The following is a 22,499-nucleotide window of genomic DNA, read 5'->3' as shown; positions in this document are numbered from 1 at the left end:
GCATCCGTCTCTCAAGCCGAAAGCAGTCATTACCGTGTCGAATTCCTTGCGTGAGTCCACCCCCATCGTTGCCGTGAGCCCGGTGATCAGCCCTCATCGCCGGTGGTGGGCGCTGGTCGTGCTCATGCTGCCCGTTCTCCTGGTCTCGATCGACAACACGGTACTCAACCTCGCACTGCCGGCCATTTCCGAGGACCTGCGTCCGACCGGAACCCAGCTGCTCTGGGTGATCGACATCTACCCACTCATGCTCGCCGGGCTCCTGGTGGCCATGGGCAGTCTCGGCGACCGGATCGGCCGTCGACGGCTGCTCCTGGTCGGGTCGGCCGGTTTCGGCCTGGTGTCCGTCGTGGCGGCCTTCGCCCCGAGCATCGAGTGGCTCATCATCGATCGGGCCGTGCTCGGGTTCTTCGGCGCCATGCTGATGCCGCCGACGCTGTCGCTGTTGCGGTCCGTCTTCACCGACCGCAACCAGCGTCGTCTGGCGATCGCCATCTGGGCGAGCGGTTTCGCCGCCGGTAGCGCGCTCGGCCCCGTGGTGGGTGGCGTACTGCTGGAGCACTTCGCGTGGGGATCCGTCTTCCTGCTCGCCGTGCCGCTGCTCGTGCCGCTGCTCGTTCTCGGACCGCTGCTCGTTCCGGAGTCCCGCGACCCGAACCCCGGACGCATCGACGCCCTGAGCATCGTTCTCTCCCTGGCGACCATGCTGCCGGTCGTCTACGGCATCAAGGCCCTGGCCGAGCACGGTCCCACGCCCCTCTCCGTCGGCCCGATCGTCATCGGCCTGGCTGCCGGCATCCTCTTCGTGCGCCGTCAGCCGCGGCTGACCCACCCGATGATCGACCTCGGCCTGTTCCGCGTCGGGGCCTTCAGCGGGGCGATCGGGGTGAATCTGCTCAGCGTGGTCGCCCTCGTCGGCGGACTGTTCTTCGTCTCGCAGTACCTGCAGCTTGTTCTGGCCCTCTCACCGCTGGAGGCAGGCCTCGTGCTTGTGCCGGGACTGGTGGCGATGATCGTGTCCGGTCTGGTGATCGTGCCGATCGCGCGGCGGGTGCGGCCGTGGATCGTGGTGCCGGTGGCGCTGCTGATCTCGGCCGGCGGTTATGCGGCTGCCGCGCTGGGCGGGGGCGACCTCGACGCGGCCGGTATCGCATTCGTCTTCGTGGCCCTCGGGATCGGCATCGGCGCGGCCGAGACGGTGTCGAACGAACTGATCGTGGCGAACGCCCCGGCGGAGAAGATGGGGGCCGCATCCGCGGTAGGGGAGACGGCCTACGAGTTGGGCGCCGTGCTCGGCACGACCATCCTCGGTACGATCCTGACGGCGTCGTACCGCAGCTCGATCATTCTGCCGGAGACGCTCACGGCGGCGCAGAGCACGGCGGCCGCGGAGACGCTCGGCGGTGCTGTGGCGGTGGCCGACGGGTTGCCCTCCGGCCTGGCCGAGGTGCTGCTCGGCTCGGCCCGGGAGGCCTTCACCAGCGGAATCGGGCCCACGGCCTGGATCGGGGCCGCCCTGGTGCTGGCGGCGGCGTTCGTTGCTCTGGTCACCCTGCGGAAGGCCACCTGATCAGCGCAGCAGCTACTCACCGTGAACGTGCCAGAGCCCGTCTCGACAACTGCATCGAAACGGGCTCGGCACGACGGCGACCTGAGACGAGTCAGATGTCGTCGACGGAACGCTTCTGCGAGGTGATCTGCTCGCCGCTGGCCGGGTCGACGGCGCTGCGGGTCGTGGTCACGCTGCTGCGCTTGCGGGTCAGCAGCACGATGCCGATGATCATGATGACGGCACCGGCGCCCATCAGGATGGAGCCGACCAGTTCGATGTCCATCCACTCGACGGTCACGTTCAGGGCAAACACCATGATGGCGCCGACGACGAGGAGGAAGATTCCCAATCCGAGACTCATGCGGGACTGCTTTCTGTTGGTTGTCAGGAATTGTCCAGCTTAGACACTCGATCCGTCGCAGTAGGGTTTATCTACAGCCAACTTCCAGACATACGGAGTCGAATGTCCACTCTCATCAAGCTCGCTGTCATTCCCGGCGACGGGATCGGCCCCGAGGTCGTCGCCGAAGCGGTCAAAGTGCTCGAAGCGGCGACCGTGGCCGACGACGTCACATTCGACGCCACCTGGTTCTCCCTGGGCGCCGCTCGGTTCCTGGAAACCGGTGATGTGCTCACCGACGAGGACCTCACGGCGATCGCCGGTCACGACGCCATCCTGCTGGGCGCCGTCGGCGGGGTGCCGGGGGACCCGCGCCTCGCTGACGCGAACATCGAGCGCGGTCTGCTGCTGAAGCTGCGCTTCTCGCTGGACCACTACGTGAATCTGCGCCCGAGCGTGCTCTTCCCCGGCGTGCCCAGCCCGTTGGCGGCCCCGGGCAACGTCGACTTCGTCGTCGTGCGCGAGGGCACGGAAGGCCCGTACGTGGGCAACGGCGGGGCGATCCGCCAGGGCACCGCGCACGAGGTGGCCAACGAGGTCTCCGTCAACACGGCCTTCGGTGTCGAGCGCGTGGTGCGCTACGCGTTCGCGAAAGCCCAGGCCCGTCCGCGCCGCCACCTCACCCTCGTGCACAAGACCAACGTGCTCGTCTTCGCCGGCAGCCTGTGGCAGCGGATCGTCATCGCCGTCGCCGCCGAATACCCCGATGTGACGGTCGACTACCTGCACGTCGACGCGGCCACGATTTTCCTGGTCTCGAATCCGAGTAGATTTGACGTCATCGTCACGGACAACCTCTTCGGCGACATCCTCACCGATCTCGCGGCGGCAATCAGCGGCGGCATCGGTCTTGCGGCCTCCGGGAACATTAACCCCGAGGGCAGGTTCCCCAGCATGTTCGAGCCGGTACACGGATCGGCACCGGACATCGCGGGCAAACAACTGGCTGACCCCACGGCGGCCATCCTCTCGGTGGCGCTCCTCCTGGAGCACCTCGGCCAGACGGATGCCGCAGCCCGGGTGAGTGCCGCCGTGACCGCCGACATCGTGGCCCGTGCGGCTCTCGGCACCCCCCGGAGCACCAGTGCTGTGGGCGATGCCATCGTGACTCGACTGACAGACAAGGGAATCCAATGAGCCAGGCAGCGTTAGACGAGACATCCGGCACCACCACCTTCCCGCTGAAGTTCAGCCTCACCCCGTCGACCGCGGCCCGTACGGAGATCGAGCGTGAGGAGATCCTCGCCGACCCCGGCTTCGGCAAGAAGTTCACCGACCACATGGTCGCCATCGACTGGACCCTCGACGAGGGTTGGCACAACGCACGGGTCATGCCGTACGGACCGCTGCAACTCGACCCGGCCTCCTCGGTGCTGCACTACGGTCAGGAGATCTTCGAGGGACTGAAGGCGTACCGCCACGCGGACGGGTCGATCTGGACCTTCCGCCCGGAGAAGAACGCCGAACGGCTCCAGCGTTCCGCCCGCCGTCTGGCCCTGCCGGAACTCTCCGAGGCTGACTTCATCGAATCGATCCGGCAGCTCGTCGCCGTCGACGGCGACTGGGTGCCCTCCGCCCCGGAGACCAGCCTCTATCTACGCCCCTTCATGATCGCCAACGAGAGCTTCCTCGGCGTGCGGGCGGCCCACCAGGTGGGCTACTACGTGATCGCCAGCCCCGCCGGCGCCTACTTCGCCGACGGGGTGGCCCCGATCAAGATCTGGCTCTCCACCGAATACTCCCGCGCCGGCCGTGGCGGCACCGGTGCGGCCAAGTGCGGCGGCAACTACGCCGCCAGCCTGCTGCCCCAGATGCAGGCCTACGACAACGGCTGCGCCCAGGTGCTCTTCCTCGATGGGGAGACCAGCAGCCGCATCGACGAGCTTGGCGGCATGAACGTGTTCTTCGTGCACGGCACCGACACGCTCGTCACCCCGCGCCTGACCGGGTCGATCCTCGAGGGCGTCACCCGCGACAGCATCCTGCAGCTTGCCCGGGACCGCGGCCTGACCGTCCAGGAGCGCGACGTGACCCTCGGCGAATGGCAGGACGGTGTCGCATCCGGTGCCATCACGGAGGTGTTCGCCTGCGGCACGGCCGCCGTCGTCACCCCGATCTCGCAGCTCAAGGGCCCGAACCTCTCCATCGGCGACCCGGATGCCCCGGCGGGCGAGATCACGATGGCGCTCCGCCAGGAACTGACCGACATCCAGTACGGCCGGCTGCCTGACCGTCACGGCTGGCTCACCCGCCTCGATGCCCCGGCGGCACGGGCGTGAAGATCGCGCGGTTCAGCGTCGACGGGCTCATCGCATTCGGCATCATCGACGACGACGAGATCGTGGTGCTCAAGGGTGATCCGATGTTCGCGGGTTACGACACCACCGGGCAGCGCGTAGCCCTGCGCGACGTGAAGCTGCTCGCCCCGGTGATCCCGCGCTCGAAGATCGTGGGCATGGCGTGGTCCTACTTCGCCGACGAGGCCGAGCAGGCCGCCGCCGCACACGGTGAGCCGCAGTTCTTCCTCAAGCCGAACACCTCCGTGGTCGGCCCTGGCGACGCCATCGTGCTGCCGGTGTCGTCGGCGAACGTGCACGTCGAGGGCGAACTTGCAATCGTGATCGGGAAGATCGCCAAGAATGTGTCGGTCGCCGACGCCGAAGACGCCATCTTCGGCTTCACCATCGCCAACGACGTGACCGCCCGTGATCTGCTGGAACGCGACGGACAGCTCACCCGGGCCAAGAGCTTCGACTCGTTCTGCCCGCTCGGGCCGGTCATCGACACCGAATACGACTGGACCGCGTTCACCGTCGAGTCCCGGATCAACGGGAAGGCCTTCCAGAAGGGCACGGCGGCGCTGTTGAAGCACACCGTCGCCGAGATGATCTCCTTCGTCTCCAGCGTCTTCACCCTGTTGCCCGGCGACGTCATCCTGACGGGTGCTCCCGACCGGTCCGCGTCTGTCGTGCACGGGGACACCGTGCAGATCGAGGTCCCCGGCATCGGGGTATTGTCGAACCCGGTGCACCGCGCCTGATCGCCCGGCGGGGGGTTCGGGGAGGCCGTAGACGGGGTGTCTCCGGACAGTCCCTGGGAACCTACGCGGGTTCCTCGGGGAACCAGGAGCGGATCTGGTCCATCGCCGTGTCGAGCAGCGCCACCGATTCGGTCGCGTTGACCCGGGTGATCAGCATGGCGCTCAAACCCAGTGAGGCGAGGGTGCGGGCGCGTTCGGGCGCACGATCCGGCCCGGATTCGCCTGCCGCGGAATCGGCGGCGCGGAGGGCGTCCTGCAGCGCGGTCGTCAGGTCGGATCGATAGTCATCGACCACCTGCCGGGCCAGGTCGTCGTGGCCGGCGAGACCCGCGGCGCAATTCACCAACAGACAGCCGCGCCGGGGGGAGTCCTCCGGCAGCGCGGAGACGGCCGATCGGAGTTCGGCGAAGTACGCCAGCAGGGTGGTCCGACCGATGCCGGTTCCGGTCAGAGTGCGCAGCCGGGGTCGGATGACGGTGACCTGGTAGTCCTCCACGGCGGCATCGAACAGGCCGCGCTTGCTGCCGAAGGCGTGGTAGATGCTGGACCGCTTGAGTCCCGTCGCGTCCTCGAGCCCGGCGAGCGACACCAAGTCGAAACCCCGGTCCCAGAAGAGATCCCTGGCGGCCTGCACGACGGCTGTGCGGTCGAAGCTCTGCAGCCGGCCCATGGCGGTTCCTCCGATTTTCCTGTGAGTGGTTTTGTGGATCGCTCAGTACACAATATATATTAGACCATCCGTTACATAAAAGCAGAGGAGCCCACCATGGCCTCGTCCACCACCAGTACTCAGATCCAACTCGTGTCCCGCCCCGCCGGCTGGCCGACGGATGCCGACTTCCGCACCGTGACCATCGACCTGCCCGAGCTCGCAGCCGGCCAGGTTCGCGTCGCCAACGACTTCGTCTCGGTCGACCCGTACATGCGCGGCCGGATGAACGACGTGAAGAGCTACTCCGCCCCCTACGCGCTGAACGAGACGATGACGGGCGGGGCCGTCGGCCGCGTCGTCGCATCCGCCTCCGACGCGGTTGCCGTGGGCGATGTGGTCGTGCACCAGTTCGGTTGGCGCGATCTCGTTCAGGAGGATGCCGCCGGCTTCCGGGTCGTGCCCGAGCTCCCGGGCGTTCCGATCTCCGCCTACCTCGGCGTGCTGGGCATGACCGCCCTCACCGCCTACGTCGGACTGCTCGAGGTCGCCGGGCTCAAGGAAGGCGACACCGTCTTCGTCTCCGGCGCGGCCGGGGCCGTGGGCAGCATGGTCGGCCAGATCGCGCGGCTCAAGGGCGCGAAGCGCGTGGTGGGCTCCGCCGGCTCCGCTGAGAAGGTCGCACTCCTGACCGAGAAGTACGGCTTCGACGCCGCTTTCAACTACCGGGATGGCAACATCGGCGAACAGCTCTCGGCGGCGGCACCCGACGGCATCGACGTCTACTTCGACAACGTCGGCGGGGAGCACCTGGAGGCGGCGCTGGACAGCTTCAACGACGGCGGACGCGCCGCCCTCTGCGGTGCCATCTCCGTGTACAACAACACCGAGGCGGCAGGCGGCCCGCGCAACATGGCCAACATGATCGGCCGTGGGCTGACCCTCAAGGGCTTCATCGTGGGCAACTACGTGGAGCACTTCGCCGCGTTCTCCGCCGACATGGCGGGCTGGCTCGCCGCCGGCGACGTGGTCTTCGATGAGACCGTCGTCGACGGCGTCGACAACGCCGTGGACGCGTTCCTCGGCCTCATGCGCGGTGAGAACACCGGCAAGATGGTCGTGCGCACGAACGTCTGACTCTTCGACAGCATCCATTTCTTTCGATCACACACTCTGGAGAACCCATGAATTCCGTACTTTTCGTCGTCAGCGCTTCTGACCACTGGACCCTCAACGACGGCAGCCTGCACCCCACCGGCTACTGGGCCGAAGAGCTCGCCGAGCCGCACCGCCTGTTCACCGAAGCCGGCTGGACGATCACCATCGCGACGCCGGGGGGCGTCGCCCCCACCATCGACGCCGGCAGCCTGGCTCCCGCGGCCGCCGGCGGAGAAGACCGCGCCGAGGTCATCGTCGCCTACCTCGACACGATCGGCAGCGAACTCGACGAGCCGCGGGACATCGCCGACGTGACGGTCGCCGACTACGACGTCGTCTTCTACCCCGGCGGACACGCGCCGATGGAGGACCTGGCCGTCGACGCCGTGTCCGGCCGCATCATGACCGAGGCGCTCGACTCCGGAAAGATTCTCGGCGTGCTTTGCCACGCCCCGGCCGCGCTGCTCGCTGCGAAGCGCTCCGACGGCAGCTGGCCCTTCACGGGCTACCGCATGACCGGTTTCACCGACGAGGAGGAGACCCTCGGCGGCCTGGCGCCCAAGGCGCCGTGGCTCGTGCAGAGCCGTCTGGTCGAGTTGGGCGCCGACTTCATCGCCGGCGAGCCCTGGGGTGAGCACATGGAGATCGACCGCAATCTCTACACCGGCCAGAACCCGGCCTCCTCGGCCGCCCTCGCCGGCGCGATCATCGCCGCCGTCACCGCCGCGAAGAAGTAGGCGGCTTCCCCCGGCGCACGCTGCGGCCGCGGGCCTGAACGAATTCGACGGAGATTTTCCCGTAAACAGCCTTTTTTGGGCCAAAAACGGGTGTTCGAGCCTAAATCTCCGTCGAATTGGTTCGACGCCGGGGCGTCTTCGCTATGGGCGGAGGGCGCGCAGTGCGTCGGCGACGTCGTCCTCGTCATTCCACAGGTGGAAGGCCACGCGCACCCGCCCGGCCCGGCCCGATGCGGTGAGTCCCGCCCGGGTGAGGCGCTCGAGGTCGCCGCCGCCGGCATCCGGCCAGGTCACAATCGCCTGGCCTGCCGGCGCGATCCCGCGTCCGGCGCAAAGCGCGTCGCCGAGAGCCACCGCGTGGTCGCGCACCGCGTGCAGGTCGAGCCGGCCGAACAGGTCCAATGCGGGCTCGGCGCCCACCCAGGCATTCCAAGCCGGGGAGACGTCGAACCGGCGCGCGTCGGTAGCCAGGTCCATGTCCGGTCCGTAGCAGGATGCCCACGGGTCGCGGCCGGCATACCAGCCTGCCTGCACCGGGTGCAGCAGGGCGGCCAGGCGTTCGTTCACGGTCAGGAAGGCCACGCCACGCGGGGCGCAGAGCCACTTGTAGCTGTGGCAGATGGTGGCGGAGAAGACGGATGCGTCCACCGGCATCCACCCAGCGGCCTGCGTCGTGTCGCAGAGTGTGAAGCTCCCATGTGCACGGGCGGCGGCCACAATCCCCGCGGTGTCGGCGATGGCGCCGGTGGCGGACTGCACGAGCGAGAACGCCACCAACCACGTCTCGGCGGTGATCCCCGCGGCCAAATCGCCCAGCGGCAGGTTCCGCAGCGTGACCCCGCGGTGCGCCTGGGCGAGGAATGGGAACACCATCGAGCTGAAGTCGCCGTCGACGCAGAGCACCTCGGCACCGTCGGGCACGCTCGCGGCAATGAGGCCGGCCAGCACGGATGCCTGCGACCCGATCGCGACCCGGCTCGCCGGCACCGTGACGAGCCCCGCATACGCGTGCCGAACCCGCTCGACCACCGCTGCGTAGCCCGCGGCCGAAGCCCGGCCGGACCCCCACGCCTCGGCATCCGCGCGCAGGGCCGCCTCCGTCTCCTTAGTCGGCAGCCCGAGCGTGCAGGCGGCCAGGTAGCCGCGGCCGCCGCGGAACCGCTCGCGCGCCGAACGCACGCCGATCCGGTCCGGCAGCGCCGGCACTCGGTCCGGCAGCGCGGTCCGTCCGTCCGGCAGCGCCGGCAGCGTCGAACTGGGTGCGGGGGAGTCGCTCGGGGTCATCCATCCAGCATGCGATCGGCCGCATCCATTCAACAATGGCCAGTAGCTGAGGCAAACCATAAGCCCACGTTATGGTTGACGCGTGCCCACCATCGTCCCGCCCGAACTCGATTCCACCATGCTGCGTGTCGTGGGGGCTCTCGCCGACCACGGCTCGATCACGGCGGCGGCCGCCGCGCTCGGCTACAGCCAGCCTGCCGTCAGCCAGCAACTCAAACGGCTGGAACGGCGCATCGGCCTGGCCGTGATCGAACGTGTCGGCCGCGGTGTGCGACTCACCGAGGCTGGTCGTCTGCTCGCCCGGCACGCCGCCACCGTGAGCGGCGCCCTCGACGCCGCCGCCGGGGAACTCGCCGAACTGCGGGGCCTGCGCGCCGGCCGGGTACGGATCGCGGCGTTCCCCTCCGCCTCGGCGACGATCGTGCCCCGCCTGCTGGCCGACCTGAAGCATCGCCATCCGGGAGTCAGCGTCACCTACCTCGAGGCAGAGCCGCCCGAAGCGGTGGCCCTGGTGCGGCAGAACCAGGCCGACCTGGCGATCACCTTCAGCTACCCCGGCGATCGGGTCGATCCGCATCGCGCCAGCGCGGAAGGGCTGGTCGTGACCCGGCTCCAGCGCGACGAGATGATGCTGGTGCTTCCGGCGGGCCACGCGCGGGCCGGAGACGGGGCCGTCGACCTGGGCGACCTGGCCGAGGAGAACTGGATCGGCGGATGTCCCCGGTGCCGCGGTCACCTTCTGGAGATCTGCGGACACAGCGGCTTCACACCGAATGTGTCCTACGAAACCGACAACGCGGCTGCCGTGATCGGGCTTGTGGCGGCCGGCATCGGAGTGGCCATGCTGCCCGCGCTCGCCCTTGACTCCGTGGGCGCGCAGCCGCTGGTTGCCATCCGTCCCACCCGGGGCCGCGACCACCGCACCCTGCACGCGGTCACGGCGACCGGTGCCGCGGGCGTGCCCGCCATCGCCGCCACCCTGCGCCGGTTGGCGGCGCTGGACTCTTCTCCCGCGCCTGCGCGGACAGCCAACTAGAATCGGAGGTGATGTCTGAGACAATTGCGCACCCGTTTTCCACCGCCACCGGCACCGACGTCCGCGTTCGGTTCTGCCCCTCGCCGACCGGAACGCCGCACGTCGGCCTGATCCGCACGGCGCTCTTCAACTGGGCCTACGCCCGGCACACCGGCGGCACGTTCATCTTCCGGATCGAAGACACGGACCCGGCCCGCGACACCGAGGAGAGCTTCGTGCAACTCCTCGCCGCGTTGCGCTGGCTGCGCCTGGACTGGGACGAGGGCGTCGAGGTCGGCGGACCGCACGGTCCCTACCGCCAGTCCGAGCGTTACGACATCTACCGTGACGTGATCGAGAAGCTCAAGGCGTCTGGTCACATCTACGAGAGCTTCGCCACCGGCGAGGAGATCGAGGTGCGCAACGTCGCCCTCGGCCGTGACCCCAAGGCCGGCTACGACAACTTCGAGCGCGACCTCAGCGACGAGAAGAAGGCGGCCTTCCGCGCCGAGGGACGCTCGCCGGCGCTCCGCCTCAAGGTTCCCGACACGGACATCTCCTTCGACGACCTGGTTCGCGGCGAGATCACCTTCCCGGCCGGCTCGTTCAGCGACTTCGTCGTGGTGCGGCCCAACGGGCATCCGCTGTACCCGTTCGTGAACCCGGTCGACGACGCCATGATGGGCGTCACCCACGTGCTCCGCGGCGAAGACCTGCTCTCCTCCACGCCGCGCCAGATCGCCCTGTACCACGCGCTGATCGACATCGGACTGGCCACGTTCGTGCCGCGCTTCGGACACATGCCCTACGTGATGGGCGAGGGCAACAAGAAGCTCTCCAAGCGTGACCCCGAGTCCAACCTGTTCCACCACCGCGCCCGCGGCTTCGTGCCTGAGGGTCTGGTCAATTACCTCTCGCTGCTCGGCTGGTCGCTCTCCAGCGACCGCGACGTGTTCACGATCGACGAGATGATCGCCGCGTTCGACGTTGTCGACGTGCTGCCGAACCCGGCCCGCTTCGACCTCAAGAAGGCCGAGTCGCTCAACGGCGACCACATCCGGCTGCTCGAGCCCGCCGACTTCGCCACCCGGGTCATCCCGTACCTGGTGGCCGCCGGTGATCTGACCGAGCCGCTCAGCGAGGTGCAGCAGGCCATCCTCGAGGCCGCCGCACCGCTCGTGCAGGAGCGCATCGCCCTGCTCGGCGAGGCGCCCGCCATGCTCGGCTTCCTGTTCATCGGCGGCGGCTCCCTGGTCTACCAGCCGGATGCCCTGGCCTCGCTCCCGAAGAACACGCGCGAGATCCTGGCCGCGTCCACGGCCGCGCTGCTCGACATTCCCGAAGCGGAATGGACTCACGACCGTGTGCACACGACGCTGACCGAGACCCTGATCGACGGGCTCGCGCTGAAGCCGCGTGTGGCCTTCGGCCCTCTACGGGTCGCGGTCTCCGGTCGGCGCATCTCGCCGCCGCTGTTCGAGTCGATGGAGATCCTCGGCAAGGCGGAGACCGTGCTGCGGCTCGCGCGCCTGGCGGCCACCACTCTCGAATGATCCCTGTCGCAGGGGCAGGCCCGACGGGCCTTCCCCTGCGACGGAACACGAGGCGATGACCGGCCGATTTGGCTTTGAGTTTGTCCCGGCTCCCAGAGTGGGTTAGAGTTACGAGTCGGCCCGTTCTGCGGAACGGCAGTGGGGTATGGTGTAATTGGCAACACGACTGATTCTGGTTCAGTTGTTCTTGGTTCGAGTCCAGGTACCCCAGCAGTAGCAGGCGCAGGATTCCGCGGCGATATCACCCATCGCCCATCCTTCCCTTGAGGCCCGAAACGGGCCGAATTACCAGATACGACACCAGATACCCCAGTCAGGGGAACTGGGTTGTCATGCGGCCCGGACAAGTACGGGCCTGTCACGGTCCACTCGGACGGCTCACGGTCGTGCCCGCACACCTTCTGGGTATGGACGCGACAACGCAGGTTACTCCGACGTTCCTCACCCAGCACGAACTGTCCGAGTTGCTTCGACTCCCCGAGCGCACGCTGGAAGATTGGCGTCTGACCCATACCGGTCCGCCGTACCTGAAGCTCGGCCGGCACGTGCGCTACGACGTCCAGGACGTGCTCGTCTGGGTCCAGGAGCATCGGCATGGGTAAGCCGCAGATCCCCGCCGGTGAGTTGGGCAAGATCGACGTCAAGCGCCTCCCCAGTGGCCGGTACCGGGCCCGTGCCTTTACCCGGGACGACAGCGGCGCTCTGCATCGCCTCGGCGCGACCGCGGAGACCGAGGAACGGGCTCGCACCGAAGTCCACCGCCAGGCGATGGCCTTGTCGACCGGCGGGTTTGGGGGGCTCGCGCCGTCAAACACGGTTGCCGATGCTGTCGAGCTGTGGTTGCCTCAGATTCTCACCCGCGCGAAGACCGGCAGCCTCACCTACTCGACCTACGAATCGTATGAGACGACCGCATGCCTGGTCATCCTGCCGCGGTGTGGCGGAGTACGGCTTGACCGACTCACCGTCGGTCGCTGCGATCGCATCCTCCAAAAAATCTTGGACGAGGAATCCATCTCGAAAGCACGTCACGCCCGCGCCGTGTTGAGCCTTGTCTGTGGCTACGCCGTGCGCGACGACGCGATGGTTAGCAACCCAGTGCGCGACGTTCAACGTTTGCCGACAACGCCGAAGAAGGAGTCGACACTCACCACGGTGCAAATCACCACCATCCGCAAACTCATGCAGCAGTGGAGAATCACGCGGGAGGATGGCCCGCGGCCCAACTACCGGATCTTGATCGACGGCATGGAAATCATGTTGGGCACCTCGATAAGGATCGGAGAATGCCTCGGCCTGCGTCGCTGTGACGTGGACATGACGACGCTGCCTCCGACCCTCGTAGTCAACGGAACCATTGTCAGCACGAAGGCAGAGGGGATCCATCGCAAAGACTCTCCGAAGCGCTCGCGACAACGGCGCAGCATCGCTCTCCCATCGATGGCCGCAGCGGCCGTTCGCCGCCGACTTGCCCTCGCGGAACCCGACCCCGAGGCGTCACTGTTCGCCACCAAGTCCGGCCGTTCACTGAGCGTCAGCAACTACGAGCGCTTGCTGCGTTCGTTCATTGCCGACGAACGCGCGAACCTCGTCAAGCTGGGCGTCGATGTCGACGAGTACACCACGCACATCTACCGACGCACCGCGGCAACGCTCATCGAGCGGGCCGCCGGTATCATGCTGGCATCTCGACTGCTCGGCCATGCGAACGAGCAGACCACTCGAAACAGCTACGTTGTCACGGCCGACCTGGTCGACCCCGTGACGGCGGAGATCCTCGACGCTGTGCTCGGTGGTTGAAAAAACACGGTCAGACGGTTCAAGAAAAAGTTCGTAGGAGGAACCATAGCCAGGCATAACTTGGTCAGACGAGAACGGGGGGACATGCGTCCGTTACCGTAGTTGAACATTGGCTGGATATTTTTCCGGCAGAATCGAACCTATCGTCGTACAGTCCAAGGGGAGCACTTGTGGAAGAGAACCGATCGAAAGCTGACCAGCCCGGCTACAGTGCGTTCGAGGCCCGGGACGATCTCTCCCCTTACGGTTCAAACGCACTTCTTCTATTCGCCGCCCAGATGAAGCTGGGAATCGATGACATTGAGGCTTTCGCAGCCAACGCCCTGACAGACCATAGCAATGACAAGAAGTGCGATCTCGTAGCCGTAGTTAACGACGGTACGAAGATCGTCCTTGCTCAGGGATACCTAGCCAATTCCGCCAAAGCGTCAGCGCCGGAAGATAAGGCGGCTGACGCGAACACAGCGGTCAGCTGGTTGTTGGCTGGACCTCTGGAAACGGTGCCCGAGACGCTGCGAGGAGCAGCCGTGGAAGTTCGCGCGGCACTTGCCGCGGGAACGGTGTCTGAACTTGAGATTTGGTACGTCCATAACCTGCCTGAGTCCGCGAACGTCCAGCGCGAACTTGGGCAGGCTGCCACGACTGCAGACGCGCTCCTAAGGCGGGAATTCCCCAGTTCGTTTGTTGACGTGGCCTCCATCGAGATCGGCGAATCTCAGCTTGAGAGAGAGTATGCGCGCACCCAGGCGCCGATTCTCGTCGACGACGAATTTGTTTTTGACGTACCCGGTGGGTTTGAGCTCAGCTCTGAGGGATGGAGCGCTTTTTCCACCGCCGTTAGTGCGGAGGTGCTTCGCGCAATCTGGTCAACCCACACGACGCAGCTCATGTCGCCGAACATTCGGGACTACCTAGGAATGGTCCGGTCTGCGGGCAATATCAACTTCGGCATCAAGGAAACCGCCAAATCCGCGCCGAAGAACTTCGCAATTTTCAACAATGGGATCACCATTCTGGTGAACGATTACTCGCATGATGCATCCGCGCGTCAGCTCACGGTCAGCGGAATTGGCATTGTGAATGGCGGGCAGACGACCGGTGCGATTGGCGAGCTATCTGACGTAGAAGCCGAAAACCTCGGGGAAGCCGCCGTCATGGCACGCTTCGTGAAGTGCAATGATCCTTCGGTATTGCAGGACATCGTTAGATTCAACAACACGCAGAACAAAGTGGAAGCGACTGACTTTCGCAGCAAGGACCCCATCCAAGAGCGGCTGCGAGATGAGTTCGAAAAAGTCCCGGATGCGGACTATCGCGGTGGTCGGCGGGGTGGGGCGAGTGATGCGATTGTTCGCCGCCGCGGACTGCTTGCGGATTCATCCGTTGCGCAGTCTCTCGCCGCCTTCCATGGACGTCCGAACCTGGCCTACAACGAGACCCGGACGATTTGGGACAATGACGCGACCTATGCGAGCATTTTCCGGGAAACAATCACTGCTCGCCACATCGTCTTCGTCTTCGGTCTGTTGCGCGCCGTCGACCACGCGAAGCAAGCGATCGTGTCAATTCCTGTGGATGACCGGACGCAAGCCCAGAAGCGACATGCCGAGTTCTTCCGGTCGCGCGGATCGAATCTGCTGCTTGTCGCGGCGATTGGGGCCTGCATCGAGACGATCATCGGCCGGCCTGTGACCGATCGAAGTCGGCTCACATTCAAAAGAAACCTTTCGCCTGCGGACGCCACGGAGCGTTGGCAGCCAGTCGTCGATACTCTCTTGTCCTTTTCCAAACAGCTATCACCGGCGACCGACCTGGGACTGAAATCTCAAGAGCGAGTCGCGAAAGCGATCGAGGACTTTTCTTCGATGGTAGAAGCGACGCGTTCCGCGAACCCCGGCCCGTTCGACACGATTGGTGCGGCTATCCTCCCGGCAGTGGTTACTCCTAGACGTGCCGAGTAGCTAGACACGATGTCTGCACCGCCAGATTCTCGTCGATCAATCGTTCTTGAGGAACTCTGTGGAGGTCCAGCTCGCCCTGGAGGAGGTAACTGCGGAAATTCGCCAACTGCTAGCCGGCGCCCGTGATCATTGATCACCTCATCCCTTAGGTATCCCCGCTCGACACCTGGCCGCGAACTTGGTTGAAGCCACCCTCGATTGGTCACCGTCAACCACCACTTGAACCTCAGAATCAGTCTGCGGACCGGTATCGGCACCAATTGAGCCCCTGTCGCGTGACTGATATCGGTTGGTCGCCAATAGAGCCCGACAGCCCGTCGGCCGAGAGTCGGTTCAACTGCCCCGGGGAACCGCGTACATTCCACATGACGTGTGGGGGCCTGGATTCCCGTTATACCGCCGAGGAAAAGGAGCGGTCAACTCACAGCAACTCGTCGATGCGCGCACGGACTGGTCAGGAGTCCATCTCCTCGATCGTCTAAAACGAGTTCTTGAATCAAGGCGACTCGGCGCGTGCATAGAAAGCCGCCTCGGCCGCGCGCCGCCTGGCGACGTCGTCCACGACGAACTGCACGAAGTCTGCGTCGCGATCGCTGATCTCGATGTCTTCTACAGCATCCGCTGGCGGCTCTCCTGGCCACGGAGTTTGGCGCGTCGGACGGTCGCGCTCGAGGCGGGTCCCCGATGTCGCAACCCAGTCGTGGAGGCGCTGGCGGGCATCCGCAAAGTCTCGGTGCCATCCGAAGGGGGCCGAGCCGTGCTGGTCGGGGTCGTATGCGCAGAGCCGCGGGAGGCCGTTTAACATGACGCCCGCCAAGGTCCGCCGGGCCATGGCCGCGATGGGTCAAAAGGAAACGAAGGTTGGTGACTTCTGCAAGGACTCTCAGAGGCCTCGTCATCGTTGGACCGTGTGCTTCGGCCTAGTGGGGCTCCGAACTGACCACCGACAGGCACGGCGGCCGGTGGTCAGCTTGTTGAGACCCCGGGGGCGAGGCGCTTTTTCTCACGTTCGATACCGGTGCGTGACCTGTTGGTGATGACGGCTACCTGCCGAGGGCGTTCGAGGCGGAGACCGCAACGCGGTCGAGGAGGGCGCTGTGGGCTGCAAGGACGGGCAGGAGGGCTGCACCTTCGAGAGCACTGGCCAGCGGCGTCCGGATATCGATGGCTGGCCAGAGGGCACGCAGGCCCTGCTCGAACGGCACGCTGATCTCCGGAGCCCGCAGCACCCCGCCGAGACCACAGACGACCGGTGATGGCCCGGATCCCTCACCCACCCGGCGAAGGCCCGTCGCGACCGAGAGTACGAGTTCCGCTGCCGCGGCGCCGCAGATGGCGGCGGCGACGGCATCCGTCGGTGCCAGCGCGGTGACGTACCGGGAGTATGCAGCGATCCGGCTCACCCGGCCCGGGTCACTCTGCAACTCGAGGTAAGCCGTCTCCAAGTCGGGGAAGTCCGCGCGCACCACGTCGGTCAGGGGCGAGCGGGGACCGCGCCCGTCGTAGTCGCGCATCACGGCGTCGAGGGCGGCGCGGCCAATCCAGTAGGCGCTGCCAGCGTCGCCGATCAGGTTGCCCCAGCCGTCGATCCGGGTGACCGTTCTTTCGCCGACGGCGAGGGTGACCACCCCAGTCCCGACCGCGATCACGGCTCCCAGGCTGTCGCCCAGCGCGCCAAGGTACGAGGTGACCGAGTCGTGGGCGAGGTAGACCTCGCGTATGCCGAGGGCGTCGGTGGCAGCGCGTAGCCCGTCGGCATCGGAGAGGGAGTAAGTGAAGCCGGAGATCCCGGCGCTCACGGTGTGAATCGCCCGTCCCGATTCCCCGGCTACCCGAGCGACGACGTCGACCAGTTGGGGGACCAGATTGGTGTCAGTGAGGATCCCCGGGAATTCGACGGTCGCATCGGCCGTGTCCACGTCATGCAATGTCGCTCGGATGCCCGTCTGGCCGGCATCGATGGAGAGGGAGCGGTGGTGGTTACTCATGGTAGGGAAGTCCTTGCAGTTCGCGGTATTGCTGGGTCAGGAACGTTCCGGACGGTTTGCCGTAGACGCAATAGTCGTCGTTTCGGGATGCGTCGCCCGCTGAGTAGAGCCGGGCCGGCCAATCCCAGAGCATGAAACCGAGCATCCAGTCGCGCTCTGCGGCGGCGGCGAACATGTCGTCGTAATATCGAAGCTGCTCCGCGCCGCTCGGGTCGCCGGGCAGTGCCCAGTCATTCGGCTTGGCGGCGGAGCCGGTGCGGCTCGGGCAGCCGGCCTCCATGAAGAAGAAAGGTCTACCGGCCCGGGAAACGATAGGGTCGATCCGGTCGAGTTCGGCTGGAAATGAGCCCAGCGGGTAGTAGCCGCTCGAACTGATCACATCGACTGCGTCCCACCAATCGATGTGGTCCTCTTGGTATTTGTCGCAGTTGTACGTGATCAGCCCGGAGTAGACCTCGCGCACTCCGGCGATCAACGTGCGCCAGCGGGCACCCTGGCCGTCGGCGCGCACCATCTCGCAGCCGATACAGAGCATCTCGCAGCCCTCGGCCTCGGCCAGTCGGGCCGCGTGCAGGATGAACGCGGTGTACGACTTGAACCAGTCTGCCCAGCCGGGCTCGCCGGGCACCTCCCAGTCGAAGAAGCCGATGTAGGCGCGCCAGGTGCCATCGGCGCAGTTGACCACGGGCTTCAGGCAGACCTTGAGCCCGAGGGCCTTCGCCTCGCGGATCGCCCAGCGCACCTCCTCGTCGGTGACGGTGGGTTCCCGGTCGAACGGGATCTCGGTCGACTGCGCGTTCTCCTGCAAGGCCGCGTAGGCCAGGGCGGTCCAGTTGACGCCGTGCTCGCTCATCCGTGCCATCGAGCTCCGGGCCTCGTCGGTGGCCCAATCCCCGCGCACCCCGGTCCAGCCCCAGGTCATCCCGCAGACCGGGCCGTCGAGCGCCGCGGCAGCCGCGGTCACGGCCTGACCAGCTGGTTTCCGCTGCGCAGGACTGTCGGCGCCGACAGCGCGGTCAGGTCGAGCTCCGCGGCGGAGGTGACGGTGAAGACGGCGCTCTCGCCTGGCAGTAGCGTCACGAGCATGTCGTCCACGGTGCCGGCCGGGTCGACCTTGTCGATCAGTAGGGCCAGGTCGCGGGTGAGGGTGTGCGCGGTGACGGTGAGCCGGTAGCCGCCCTCGACCCGGTCGAGCCGGGTGTCGAGCGCGGGGGCGCCGAGACGGGTGTCTCTGGCTTCAGCGAAGAACCAGTGGCCGCGTACGCCGGCGAGGTCGGCGCGCAGGAGCTCCGTCGCGGCATCCGTCGACCGGGCCACGGATGCCGGCAGCGGCACGGTCACGGTGGACCGCGCCGGCAGGGTGACCTGCTCGGTGTGCTCGGCGAGCACGGTGCCCGTGTCGCTGAGCCGTGCCACCGTCAGTGGACCGGCCCAGGGCTCGGCCGAGTCATTGACGACGACCACGGCGAGCCCGCCGTCCCGCGGCTGCACGGTGACGAGCCGGTCGGCGTAGGCGTTCCGGAGTGCGTAGAGCAGCGGTTTCGGCCGCCCGTAGCCGTCGACGGCCGCCCAGGAGGTGACCGGCCAGCAGTCGTTGAGCTGCCAGACGATGCTGCCCATGCAGTGTGGCTGCAGGGACCGGAAGTGCTCGATCGCGGTGCTGATGGCGTTCGCCTGGTTCAGCGACATCGCCCAATGCCAGGCGTCGATCTCGTTAGGCAGCGGATAGTGAGCGAGCAGGCCGTCGGTGAGCTTGACGTTGCCTTCCATCGCCTTCTGGTGCACGAGCATGCCGGGGGACTCCGGGGTTAGCGGGGAGTCTCCGATGGAACTGGTCATCGTGGACCAGGTCGGTGGCCCCTGCCAGCCGAACTCGGCGACGAACCGCGGCGTGTATTCGCGGTAGTCGGGGTAGTCGCGCTGGTTCCAGAGGTCCCAGATGTGCATGGTGCCGTGCTCGGGGTCGTTTGGCGTGTGCCCGCCGTTCTCCGGCGTGGGTCCGGGGGAGAACGGGCTGCCCGGCGTGTAGCCGACCTGCGGGGCGAGTTCGGCGACGATCCGCGGGAACACCTCGTAGTAGTACCCGCCGCCCCAGGTCTTGCCGTCGAGGCGCTTCTTCCAGTTCCACTCCTCGTGGCCCCAGATGTTTTCGTTGTTGCCGTTAAACACGACCAGCGAGGGATGACTGGCCAGCCGGCCGACGTTGTCGCGGGCTTCGGCCTCGATCTCGTCGCCGAGTGGTGGTTCTTCGGCGTAGGCGGCGCAGGCGAGGAGGAAGTCCTGCCAGGTGAGCATGCCGCGCTCGTCACAGAGCTCGTAGAAGTCGTCGGCCTCGAAGATGCCGCCGCCCCAGACTCGGATCAGGTTGATGTTGGCGAACTCGGCCTGTTCGATGCGGTCCAGGTAGCGGGCCCGGTTGACTCGGTGTGGGAAGGCGTCGTCGGGGATCCAGTTGGCGCCGCGCACGAAGACGGGCATTCCGTTGATCACGATGGTAAATGGGGTGCCGTCGTCGTCTGGGGTGGTGTTGAACTCGACCGTGCGGAAGCCGATCCGCTTGCTCGCGGTGTCGAGTTCGGTGGAGGCCGCGCCATCGGCGGTGCGGGTCAGGGTGACGGCGACGTCATAGAGCGGCTGTTCGCCGTAGCCGCGCGGCCACCAGAGTGAAATCTCCTGCAGCTCGAGACGCACGAGCGCGGTCGTCTCTCCGGCGGCGAGCTCGACTGTCGCTGACACTCCGGCGACGGATGCGGCGACGAGCAGGGTTGCGTCGCTGGCTCGAGCGACCTCGACGTGGACGTCGATGGTGCCGGCATTCTCTGTGACCGTGGCGATCGGCCGCACGCTCTCTATCCGAGCCACCGACCAGCTTTCCAGTGTCACGGGGCGCCAGATTCCGCTGGTGCTCGTGTCGATTCCCCAGTCCCAGCCGAAGCTGCAGGCCATCTTGCGGATGGCGTTGTAGGGGTGGTGGTTCACGTGCGGACGGTAACCGAGGTGGAGGCTGGCAGCATCCGCTGCGCGCACGGGGGAGCGGAAGGTCACAGTGAGCTCGTTCAGCCCGGCCTTGAGTCGCGGACGCAGATCGAACCGGTAGCGGCGGTGCATGTTGCGGGTCTCGCCGATGGGGTGCCCGTTCAGCTCGATCGAGGCGATTGTGTCGAGGCCGTCAAAGACCACCTCGGTCTGCGTGCTTCCGCCCGGCTGCCACGCGAATGTCTTGGTGTAGCGCCAGTCGGTCAGGCCGATCCAGGCGAGGAGGTTTTCGTTGTCGTCGAGGTAGGGGTCGGGGATGAGTCCGGCCGCCAGCAGGTCAGTGTGCACGGAGCCGGGAACCGTTGCCGGGATCACAGCTTGCCGGACCTCCCGGGGTACTGGCCCGTCCAGGGCTGCGACGCTCCAGTCGGCGCCGAGCGAACGGCGGATGGGGTGGGCGGTCGCCGGTGCCTGGTTCGCGGGCGGGTTCTGGTCGATGTGGATCGTCATTACTTGGTAGCTCCTGAGGTCACGCCGTTATAGATGAATCGTTGCAAGAAGAGGAAGATGATCAGCGTTGGCAGGATCACGATCATGATGCCGGCCGCGATGACCTCCCATTGGGCGCCGTACGGCCCCTGGAAGCGGAACAGTGAGGTGCTGATCACTGCCAGGTCCTGACTGGGCATGTAGAGGTAGGGGATGTAGAACTCGTTGTAGATCGCGATCCCCTTGATGATGACGACCGTGGCGATGGCCGGGCCGAGCAGCGGGAGGATGATCCGCCAGTAGATACCGAGCCGGCTGGCGCCGTCGAGCATGGCGGCTTCGTCGAGCGAGCGGGGGATCGACTGCATGAACTGGATGAAGATGTAGATCGAGAGGATGTCGGTGCCCATGAACAGGATGATCGCTGCGCCATGGGTATTCACGAGGTGGAACCAGTTGACGACCTGGTAGGTGGCCACCTGGGTGGTCACGGCGGGCACCAGGGTGGCGATCAGGAAGAGCGCGAAGACGAGCTTCTTGAAGCGGAACTCGAACCGGTCGAGCACGTAGGCGGCCATGGTGCCGATCAGGATGGTGCCGGTCACCGAGACGACGGCGATGAACGTTGTGTTGAGGAAGCCGGTGAGCATCCGGCCTTTGACGAAAGCCGTGACGAAATTGCCGAAGTTGAGCCAGTTCTCCGGCGGGACGAGGGGACCGGAGGTGGCGTATTCGGTGTTCGTCTTAAGTGACGCGAAGACGATCACGATGATCGGCACGAGGGCTACGAGCGAGCCGAGAACGAGGGAAACGTATTTTCCGGTGGTCCAGAGGGTGCGGATCATGAGGACAGGGTCACTTTCTCGTCGGGGACGACCTTGCGCTGGATCCAGGTGACGAGCAGCACGATGATCAGCAGGATCACGGCCATGGCCGAGGCGAGCCCGACCTTGCGGAACACGAAGGCCGTCTGGATCGTCTGGATCACGAAGGTCGTGCTGCCGTTGGCTCCGCCAGTGATGATGAATGGCAGTTCGAAGGCTGACAGGCTGCCGGCGATGGCGAGGATGAAGGAGAGGCTGATGATGCGCTGGATGCCGGGGGCGATGATGTAGCGGAACTGGTGCCACTTGTTGGCTCCGTCGAGGTCGGCCGCCTCGTACAGTTCACCGGGGATCGACTGGATCGCACCGAGGAAGAGCACGAAGTTGAGGCCGATGTAGCGCCAGATGGCGACGCCGGCCAGCGAGTAGTTGACGACTTCCGGGTTGCCTAGCCACTGGGTGGAGAGACCGCCCATTCCCAGGAAGCCGAGGACCGCGTCGAGGGTGCCGCCGGGCCGGAAGAAGAACAGAAAAATGAACGCGATGGCAACTGCGTTGATCAGGTAAGGGAAGAACAGGATTCCCTTGAACAGGCTCCGGAAGCGGGTCTTGAAGCTGAGGATGGTGGCGAAGTAGAGTGCCAGGGCCATCTGCAGGAAGGAAGCGGCGAAGTAGTAGAGGCTGACCGCGAACACCTGCCAGTACTGCGGCTGGGTGAAGATGCGAAGGAAGTTGTCGAAGCCGACGACTTCCTTGTTCTGGTCGAGGCCGTCCCAGGAGGTGAAGCTGTACCAGATCATGTTGCCGACCGGGATGTACGTGAACGTCAGCAGCAATGCCAGCGGAATGGCCAGGAACAGCCAGGGCATCACGATGGCCGTGTGGGTCTTTCCTTGCCGCACCTCGGTGCGGGTGAAGCGGCTGGTGATTCTCCGCGGGTTCAGTTTGCGGAGAGTATCCCCGGGTGCCCGGCGAGCCAGTTGTTGAGACATCCGGCATCCTTTCTTTGGGGATACTCCCCACTTTGCGCACTGTCGTGCGGCGTTCTGGTGGTGCTGTTGGCGCTTCGGTGC

At 66.1% G+C, this 22,499-nt stretch carries 19 protein-coding genes, 1 tRNA gene and 1 pseudogene; 12 read left to right on the top strand and 9 right to left on the bottom strand.

What is annotated here, in order from left to right; all coding sequences use genetic code 11:
- Nucleotides 1-46 precede the first annotated feature (46 nt).
- Nucleotides 47-1,570, top strand: coding sequence for an MFS transporter (locus tag E3T49_RS10830; protein WP_241972786.1), 1,524 nt, complete (start codon nt 47-49; stop codon nt 1,568-1,570).
- Between the two features lie 91 nt (nt 1,571-1,661).
- On the opposite strand, the gene E3T49_RS10825 is transcribed toward E3T49_RS10830, so the two are convergent.
- Entirely contained in the window at nt 1,662-1,913 is a 252-nt protein-coding gene (locus E3T49_RS10825) for a DUF6458 family protein (protein ID WP_134424923.1), read from the bottom strand.
- A gap of 102 nt (nt 1,914-2,015) precedes the next feature.
- Between E3T49_RS10825 and E3T49_RS10820 the strand changes: the two genes are divergently transcribed.
- From E3T49_RS10820 to E3T49_RS10810, 3 genes are read left to right on the top strand one after another with little or no spacing between them, the layout of a single operon-like run.
- Nucleotides 2,016-3,089, top strand: coding sequence for a 3-isopropylmalate dehydrogenase (locus tag E3T49_RS10820; protein ID WP_134424922.1), 1,074 nt, complete (start codon nt 2,016-2,018; stop codon nt 3,087-3,089).
- Nucleotides 3,086-4,231, top strand: a complete 1,146-nt coding sequence (locus E3T49_RS10815) for a branched-chain amino acid aminotransferase (protein WP_134424921.1) — start codon at nt 3,086-3,088, stop codon at nt 4,229-4,231. The genes E3T49_RS10820 and E3T49_RS10815 overlap by 4 nt, the downstream gene beginning before the upstream one ends.
- A complete protein-coding gene (locus E3T49_RS10810) occupies nt 4,228-4,992 on the top strand; it encodes a fumarylacetoacetate hydrolase family protein (RefSeq protein WP_134424920.1) in 765 nt (254 codons plus the stop codon). Before E3T49_RS10815 ends, E3T49_RS10810 begins: the two co-directional genes overlap by 4 nt.
- A gap of 61 nt (nt 4,993-5,053) precedes the next feature.
- Here the strand turns inward: E3T49_RS10810 and E3T49_RS10805 are convergent, their stop codons facing one another.
- Nucleotides 5,054-5,662, bottom strand: a complete 609-nt coding sequence (locus E3T49_RS10805) for a TetR/AcrR family transcriptional regulator (RefSeq protein ID WP_134424919.1) — start codon at nt 5,660-5,662, stop codon at nt 5,054-5,056.
- Nucleotides 5,663-5,758: 96 nt separating this feature from the next.
- On the opposite strand from E3T49_RS10805, the gene E3T49_RS10800 reads away from it, so the two are divergent.
- Together E3T49_RS10800 and E3T49_RS10795 are read left to right on the top strand one after the other, a co-directional pair.
- Nucleotides 5,759-6,778, top strand: a complete 1,020-nt coding sequence (locus E3T49_RS10800; protein WP_134424918.1) for an NADP-dependent oxidoreductase — start codon at nt 5,759-5,761, stop codon at nt 6,776-6,778.
- Between the two features lie 47 nt (nt 6,779-6,825).
- Nucleotides 6,826-7,536 (top strand): type 1 glutamine amidotransferase domain-containing protein, encoded by a 711-nt coding sequence (locus tag E3T49_RS10795; protein ID WP_134424917.1) that lies wholly within the window; start codon nt 6,826-6,828, stop codon nt 7,534-7,536.
- Between the two features lie 141 nt (nt 7,537-7,677).
- Here E3T49_RS10795 and E3T49_RS10790 read toward each other — a convergent pair whose 3' ends face one another.
- Entirely contained in the window at nt 7,678-8,820 is a 1,143-nt protein-coding gene (locus E3T49_RS10790; protein ID WP_134424916.1) for an aminotransferase class V-fold PLP-dependent enzyme, read from the bottom strand.
- A gap of 118 nt (nt 8,821-8,938) precedes the next feature.
- Here E3T49_RS10790 and E3T49_RS10785 point away from each other — a divergent pair, with 118 nt between their 5' ends.
- The 6 genes from E3T49_RS10785 (at nt 8,939) to E3T49_RS10760 (ending at nt 15,149) form a co-directional block, all read left to right on the top strand.
- Nucleotides 8,939-9,856: a LysR family transcriptional regulator gene (locus E3T49_RS10785; RefSeq protein ID WP_134425029.1), complete on the top strand. Its 918-nt coding sequence runs from the start codon at nt 8,939-8,941 to the stop codon at nt 9,854-9,856.
- A gap of 11 nt (nt 9,857-9,867) precedes the next feature.
- Nucleotides 9,868-11,388 (top strand): glutamate--tRNA ligase, encoded by a 1,521-nt coding sequence (gene gltX, locus E3T49_RS10780; protein ID WP_134424915.1) that lies wholly within the window; start codon nt 9,868-9,870, stop codon nt 11,386-11,388.
- Between the two features lie 139 nt (nt 11,389-11,527).
- Nucleotides 11,528-11,599, top strand: a tRNA-Gln gene (locus E3T49_RS10775).
- Between the two features lie 196 nt (nt 11,600-11,795).
- A complete protein-coding gene (locus tag E3T49_RS10770) occupies nt 11,796-11,990 on the top strand; it encodes a helix-turn-helix transcriptional regulator (RefSeq protein ID WP_134424914.1) in 195 nt (64 codons plus the stop codon).
- On the top strand, nt 11,983-13,188 hold the full coding sequence (locus E3T49_RS10765; RefSeq protein WP_134424913.1) for a tyrosine-type recombinase/integrase: 1,206 nt from the start codon (nt 11,983-11,985) through the stop codon (nt 13,186-13,188). Before E3T49_RS10770 ends, E3T49_RS10765 begins: the two co-directional genes overlap by 8 nt.
- Nucleotides 13,189-13,358: 170 nt before the next feature.
- Nucleotides 13,359-15,149, top strand: coding sequence for an AIPR family protein (locus tag E3T49_RS10760; protein WP_134424912.1), 1,791 nt, complete (start codon nt 13,359-13,361; stop codon nt 15,147-15,149).
- Nucleotides 15,150-15,645: 496 nt separating this feature from the next.
- On the opposite strand, the pseudogene E3T49_RS16605 reads toward E3T49_RS10760, so the two are convergent.
- The 6 genes and pseudogenes from E3T49_RS16605 to E3T49_RS10725 all read right to left on the bottom strand — a co-directional run.
- Nucleotides 15,646-15,933: pseudogene (locus E3T49_RS16605) on the bottom strand (hypothetical protein); the annotation flags it as partial.
- Between the two features lie 259 nt (nt 15,934-16,192).
- Nucleotides 16,193-17,137, bottom strand: a complete 945-nt coding sequence (locus E3T49_RS10745) for an N-acetylglucosamine kinase (protein ID WP_134424911.1) — start codon at nt 17,135-17,137, stop codon at nt 16,193-16,195.
- The gene (locus tag E3T49_RS10740; protein WP_420898543.1) at nt 17,130-18,101 is read right to left on the bottom strand and encodes a glycoside hydrolase family 113; all 972 of its coding nucleotides are present in this window, start codon (nt 18,099-18,101) and stop codon (nt 17,130-17,132) included. Before E3T49_RS10740 ends, E3T49_RS10745 begins: the two co-directional genes overlap by 8 nt.
- A complete protein-coding gene (locus E3T49_RS10735; RefSeq protein ID WP_134424910.1) occupies nt 18,098-20,623 on the bottom strand; it encodes a glycoside hydrolase family 2 protein in 2,526 nt (841 codons plus the stop codon). Before E3T49_RS10735 ends, E3T49_RS10740 begins: the two co-directional genes overlap by 4 nt.
- On the bottom strand, nt 20,623-21,447 hold the full coding sequence (locus E3T49_RS10730; protein ID WP_134424909.1) for a carbohydrate ABC transporter permease: 825 nt from the start codon (nt 21,445-21,447) through the stop codon (nt 20,623-20,625). The genes E3T49_RS10735 and E3T49_RS10730 overlap by 1 nt, the downstream gene beginning before the upstream one ends.
- Entirely contained in the window at nt 21,444-22,418 is a 975-nt protein-coding gene (locus E3T49_RS10725; RefSeq protein WP_134424908.1) for a carbohydrate ABC transporter permease, read from the bottom strand. Before E3T49_RS10725 ends, E3T49_RS10730 begins: the two co-directional genes overlap by 4 nt.
- Between the last annotated feature and the right edge of the window lie 81 nt (nt 22,419-22,499).

The sequence above is a fragment of the Cryobacterium cryoconiti genome (genome assembly GCF_004403065.1).
Classification (GTDB): domain Bacteria; phylum Actinomycetota; class Actinomycetes; order Actinomycetales; family Microbacteriaceae; genus Cryobacterium; species Cryobacterium cryoconiti.
Note: the sequence above shows the minus strand (reverse complement) of the source record. Positions and strands in the feature narration are given on the sequence as shown.

Excerpts from the sequence above, each read along its gene's own strand:
- E3T49_RS10745 (WP_134424911.1), bottom strand. The coding sequence starts at position 17,137 with ATGAGTAACCACCACCGCTCCCTCTCCATCGATGCCGGCCAGACGGGC.
- E3T49_RS10730 (WP_134424909.1), bottom strand. The coding sequence starts at position 21,447 with ATGATCCGCACCCTCTGGACCACCGGAAAATACGTTTCCCTCGTTCTC.
- E3T49_RS10790 (WP_134424916.1), bottom strand. The coding sequence starts at position 8,820 with ATGACCCCGAGCGACTCCCCCGCACCCAGTTCGACGCTGCCGGCGCTG.
- E3T49_RS10735 (WP_134424910.1), bottom strand. The coding sequence starts at position 20,623 with ATGACGATCCACATCGACCAGAACCCGCCCGCGAACCAGGCACCGGCG.
- E3T49_RS10825 (WP_134424923.1), bottom strand. The coding sequence starts at position 1,913 with ATGAGTCTCGGATTGGGAATCTTCCTCCTCGTCGTCGGCGCCATCATG.
- E3T49_RS10805 (WP_134424919.1), bottom strand. The coding sequence starts at position 5,662 with ATGGGCCGGCTGCAGAGCTTCGACCGCACAGCCGTCGTGCAGGCCGCC.
- E3T49_RS10820 (WP_134424922.1), top strand. The coding sequence starts at position 2,016 with ATGTCCACTCTCATCAAGCTCGCTGTCATTCCCGGCGACGGGATCGGC.
- gltX (WP_134424915.1), top strand. The coding sequence starts at position 9,868 with ATGTCTGAGACAATTGCGCACCCGTTTTCCACCGCCACCGGCACCGAC.
- E3T49_RS10765 (WP_134424913.1), top strand. The coding sequence starts at position 11,983 with ATGGGTAAGCCGCAGATCCCCGCCGGTGAGTTGGGCAAGATCGACGTC.
- E3T49_RS10795 (WP_134424917.1), top strand. The coding sequence starts at position 6,826 with ATGAATTCCGTACTTTTCGTCGTCAGCGCTTCTGACCACTGGACCCTC.
- E3T49_RS10725 (WP_134424908.1), bottom strand. The coding sequence starts at position 22,418 with ATGTCTCAACAACTGGCTCGCCGGGCACCCGGGGATACTCTCCGCAAA.
- E3T49_RS10785 (WP_134425029.1), top strand. The coding sequence starts at position 8,939 with ATGCTGCGTGTCGTGGGGGCTCTCGCCGACCACGGCTCGATCACGGCG.
- E3T49_RS10800 (WP_134424918.1), top strand. The coding sequence starts at position 5,759 with ATGGCCTCGTCCACCACCAGTACTCAGATCCAACTCGTGTCCCGCCCC.
- E3T49_RS10770 (WP_134424914.1), top strand. The coding sequence starts at position 11,796 with ATGGACGCGACAACGCAGGTTACTCCGACGTTCCTCACCCAGCACGAA.
- E3T49_RS10815 (WP_134424921.1), top strand. The coding sequence starts at position 3,086 with ATGAGCCAGGCAGCGTTAGACGAGACATCCGGCACCACCACCTTCCCG.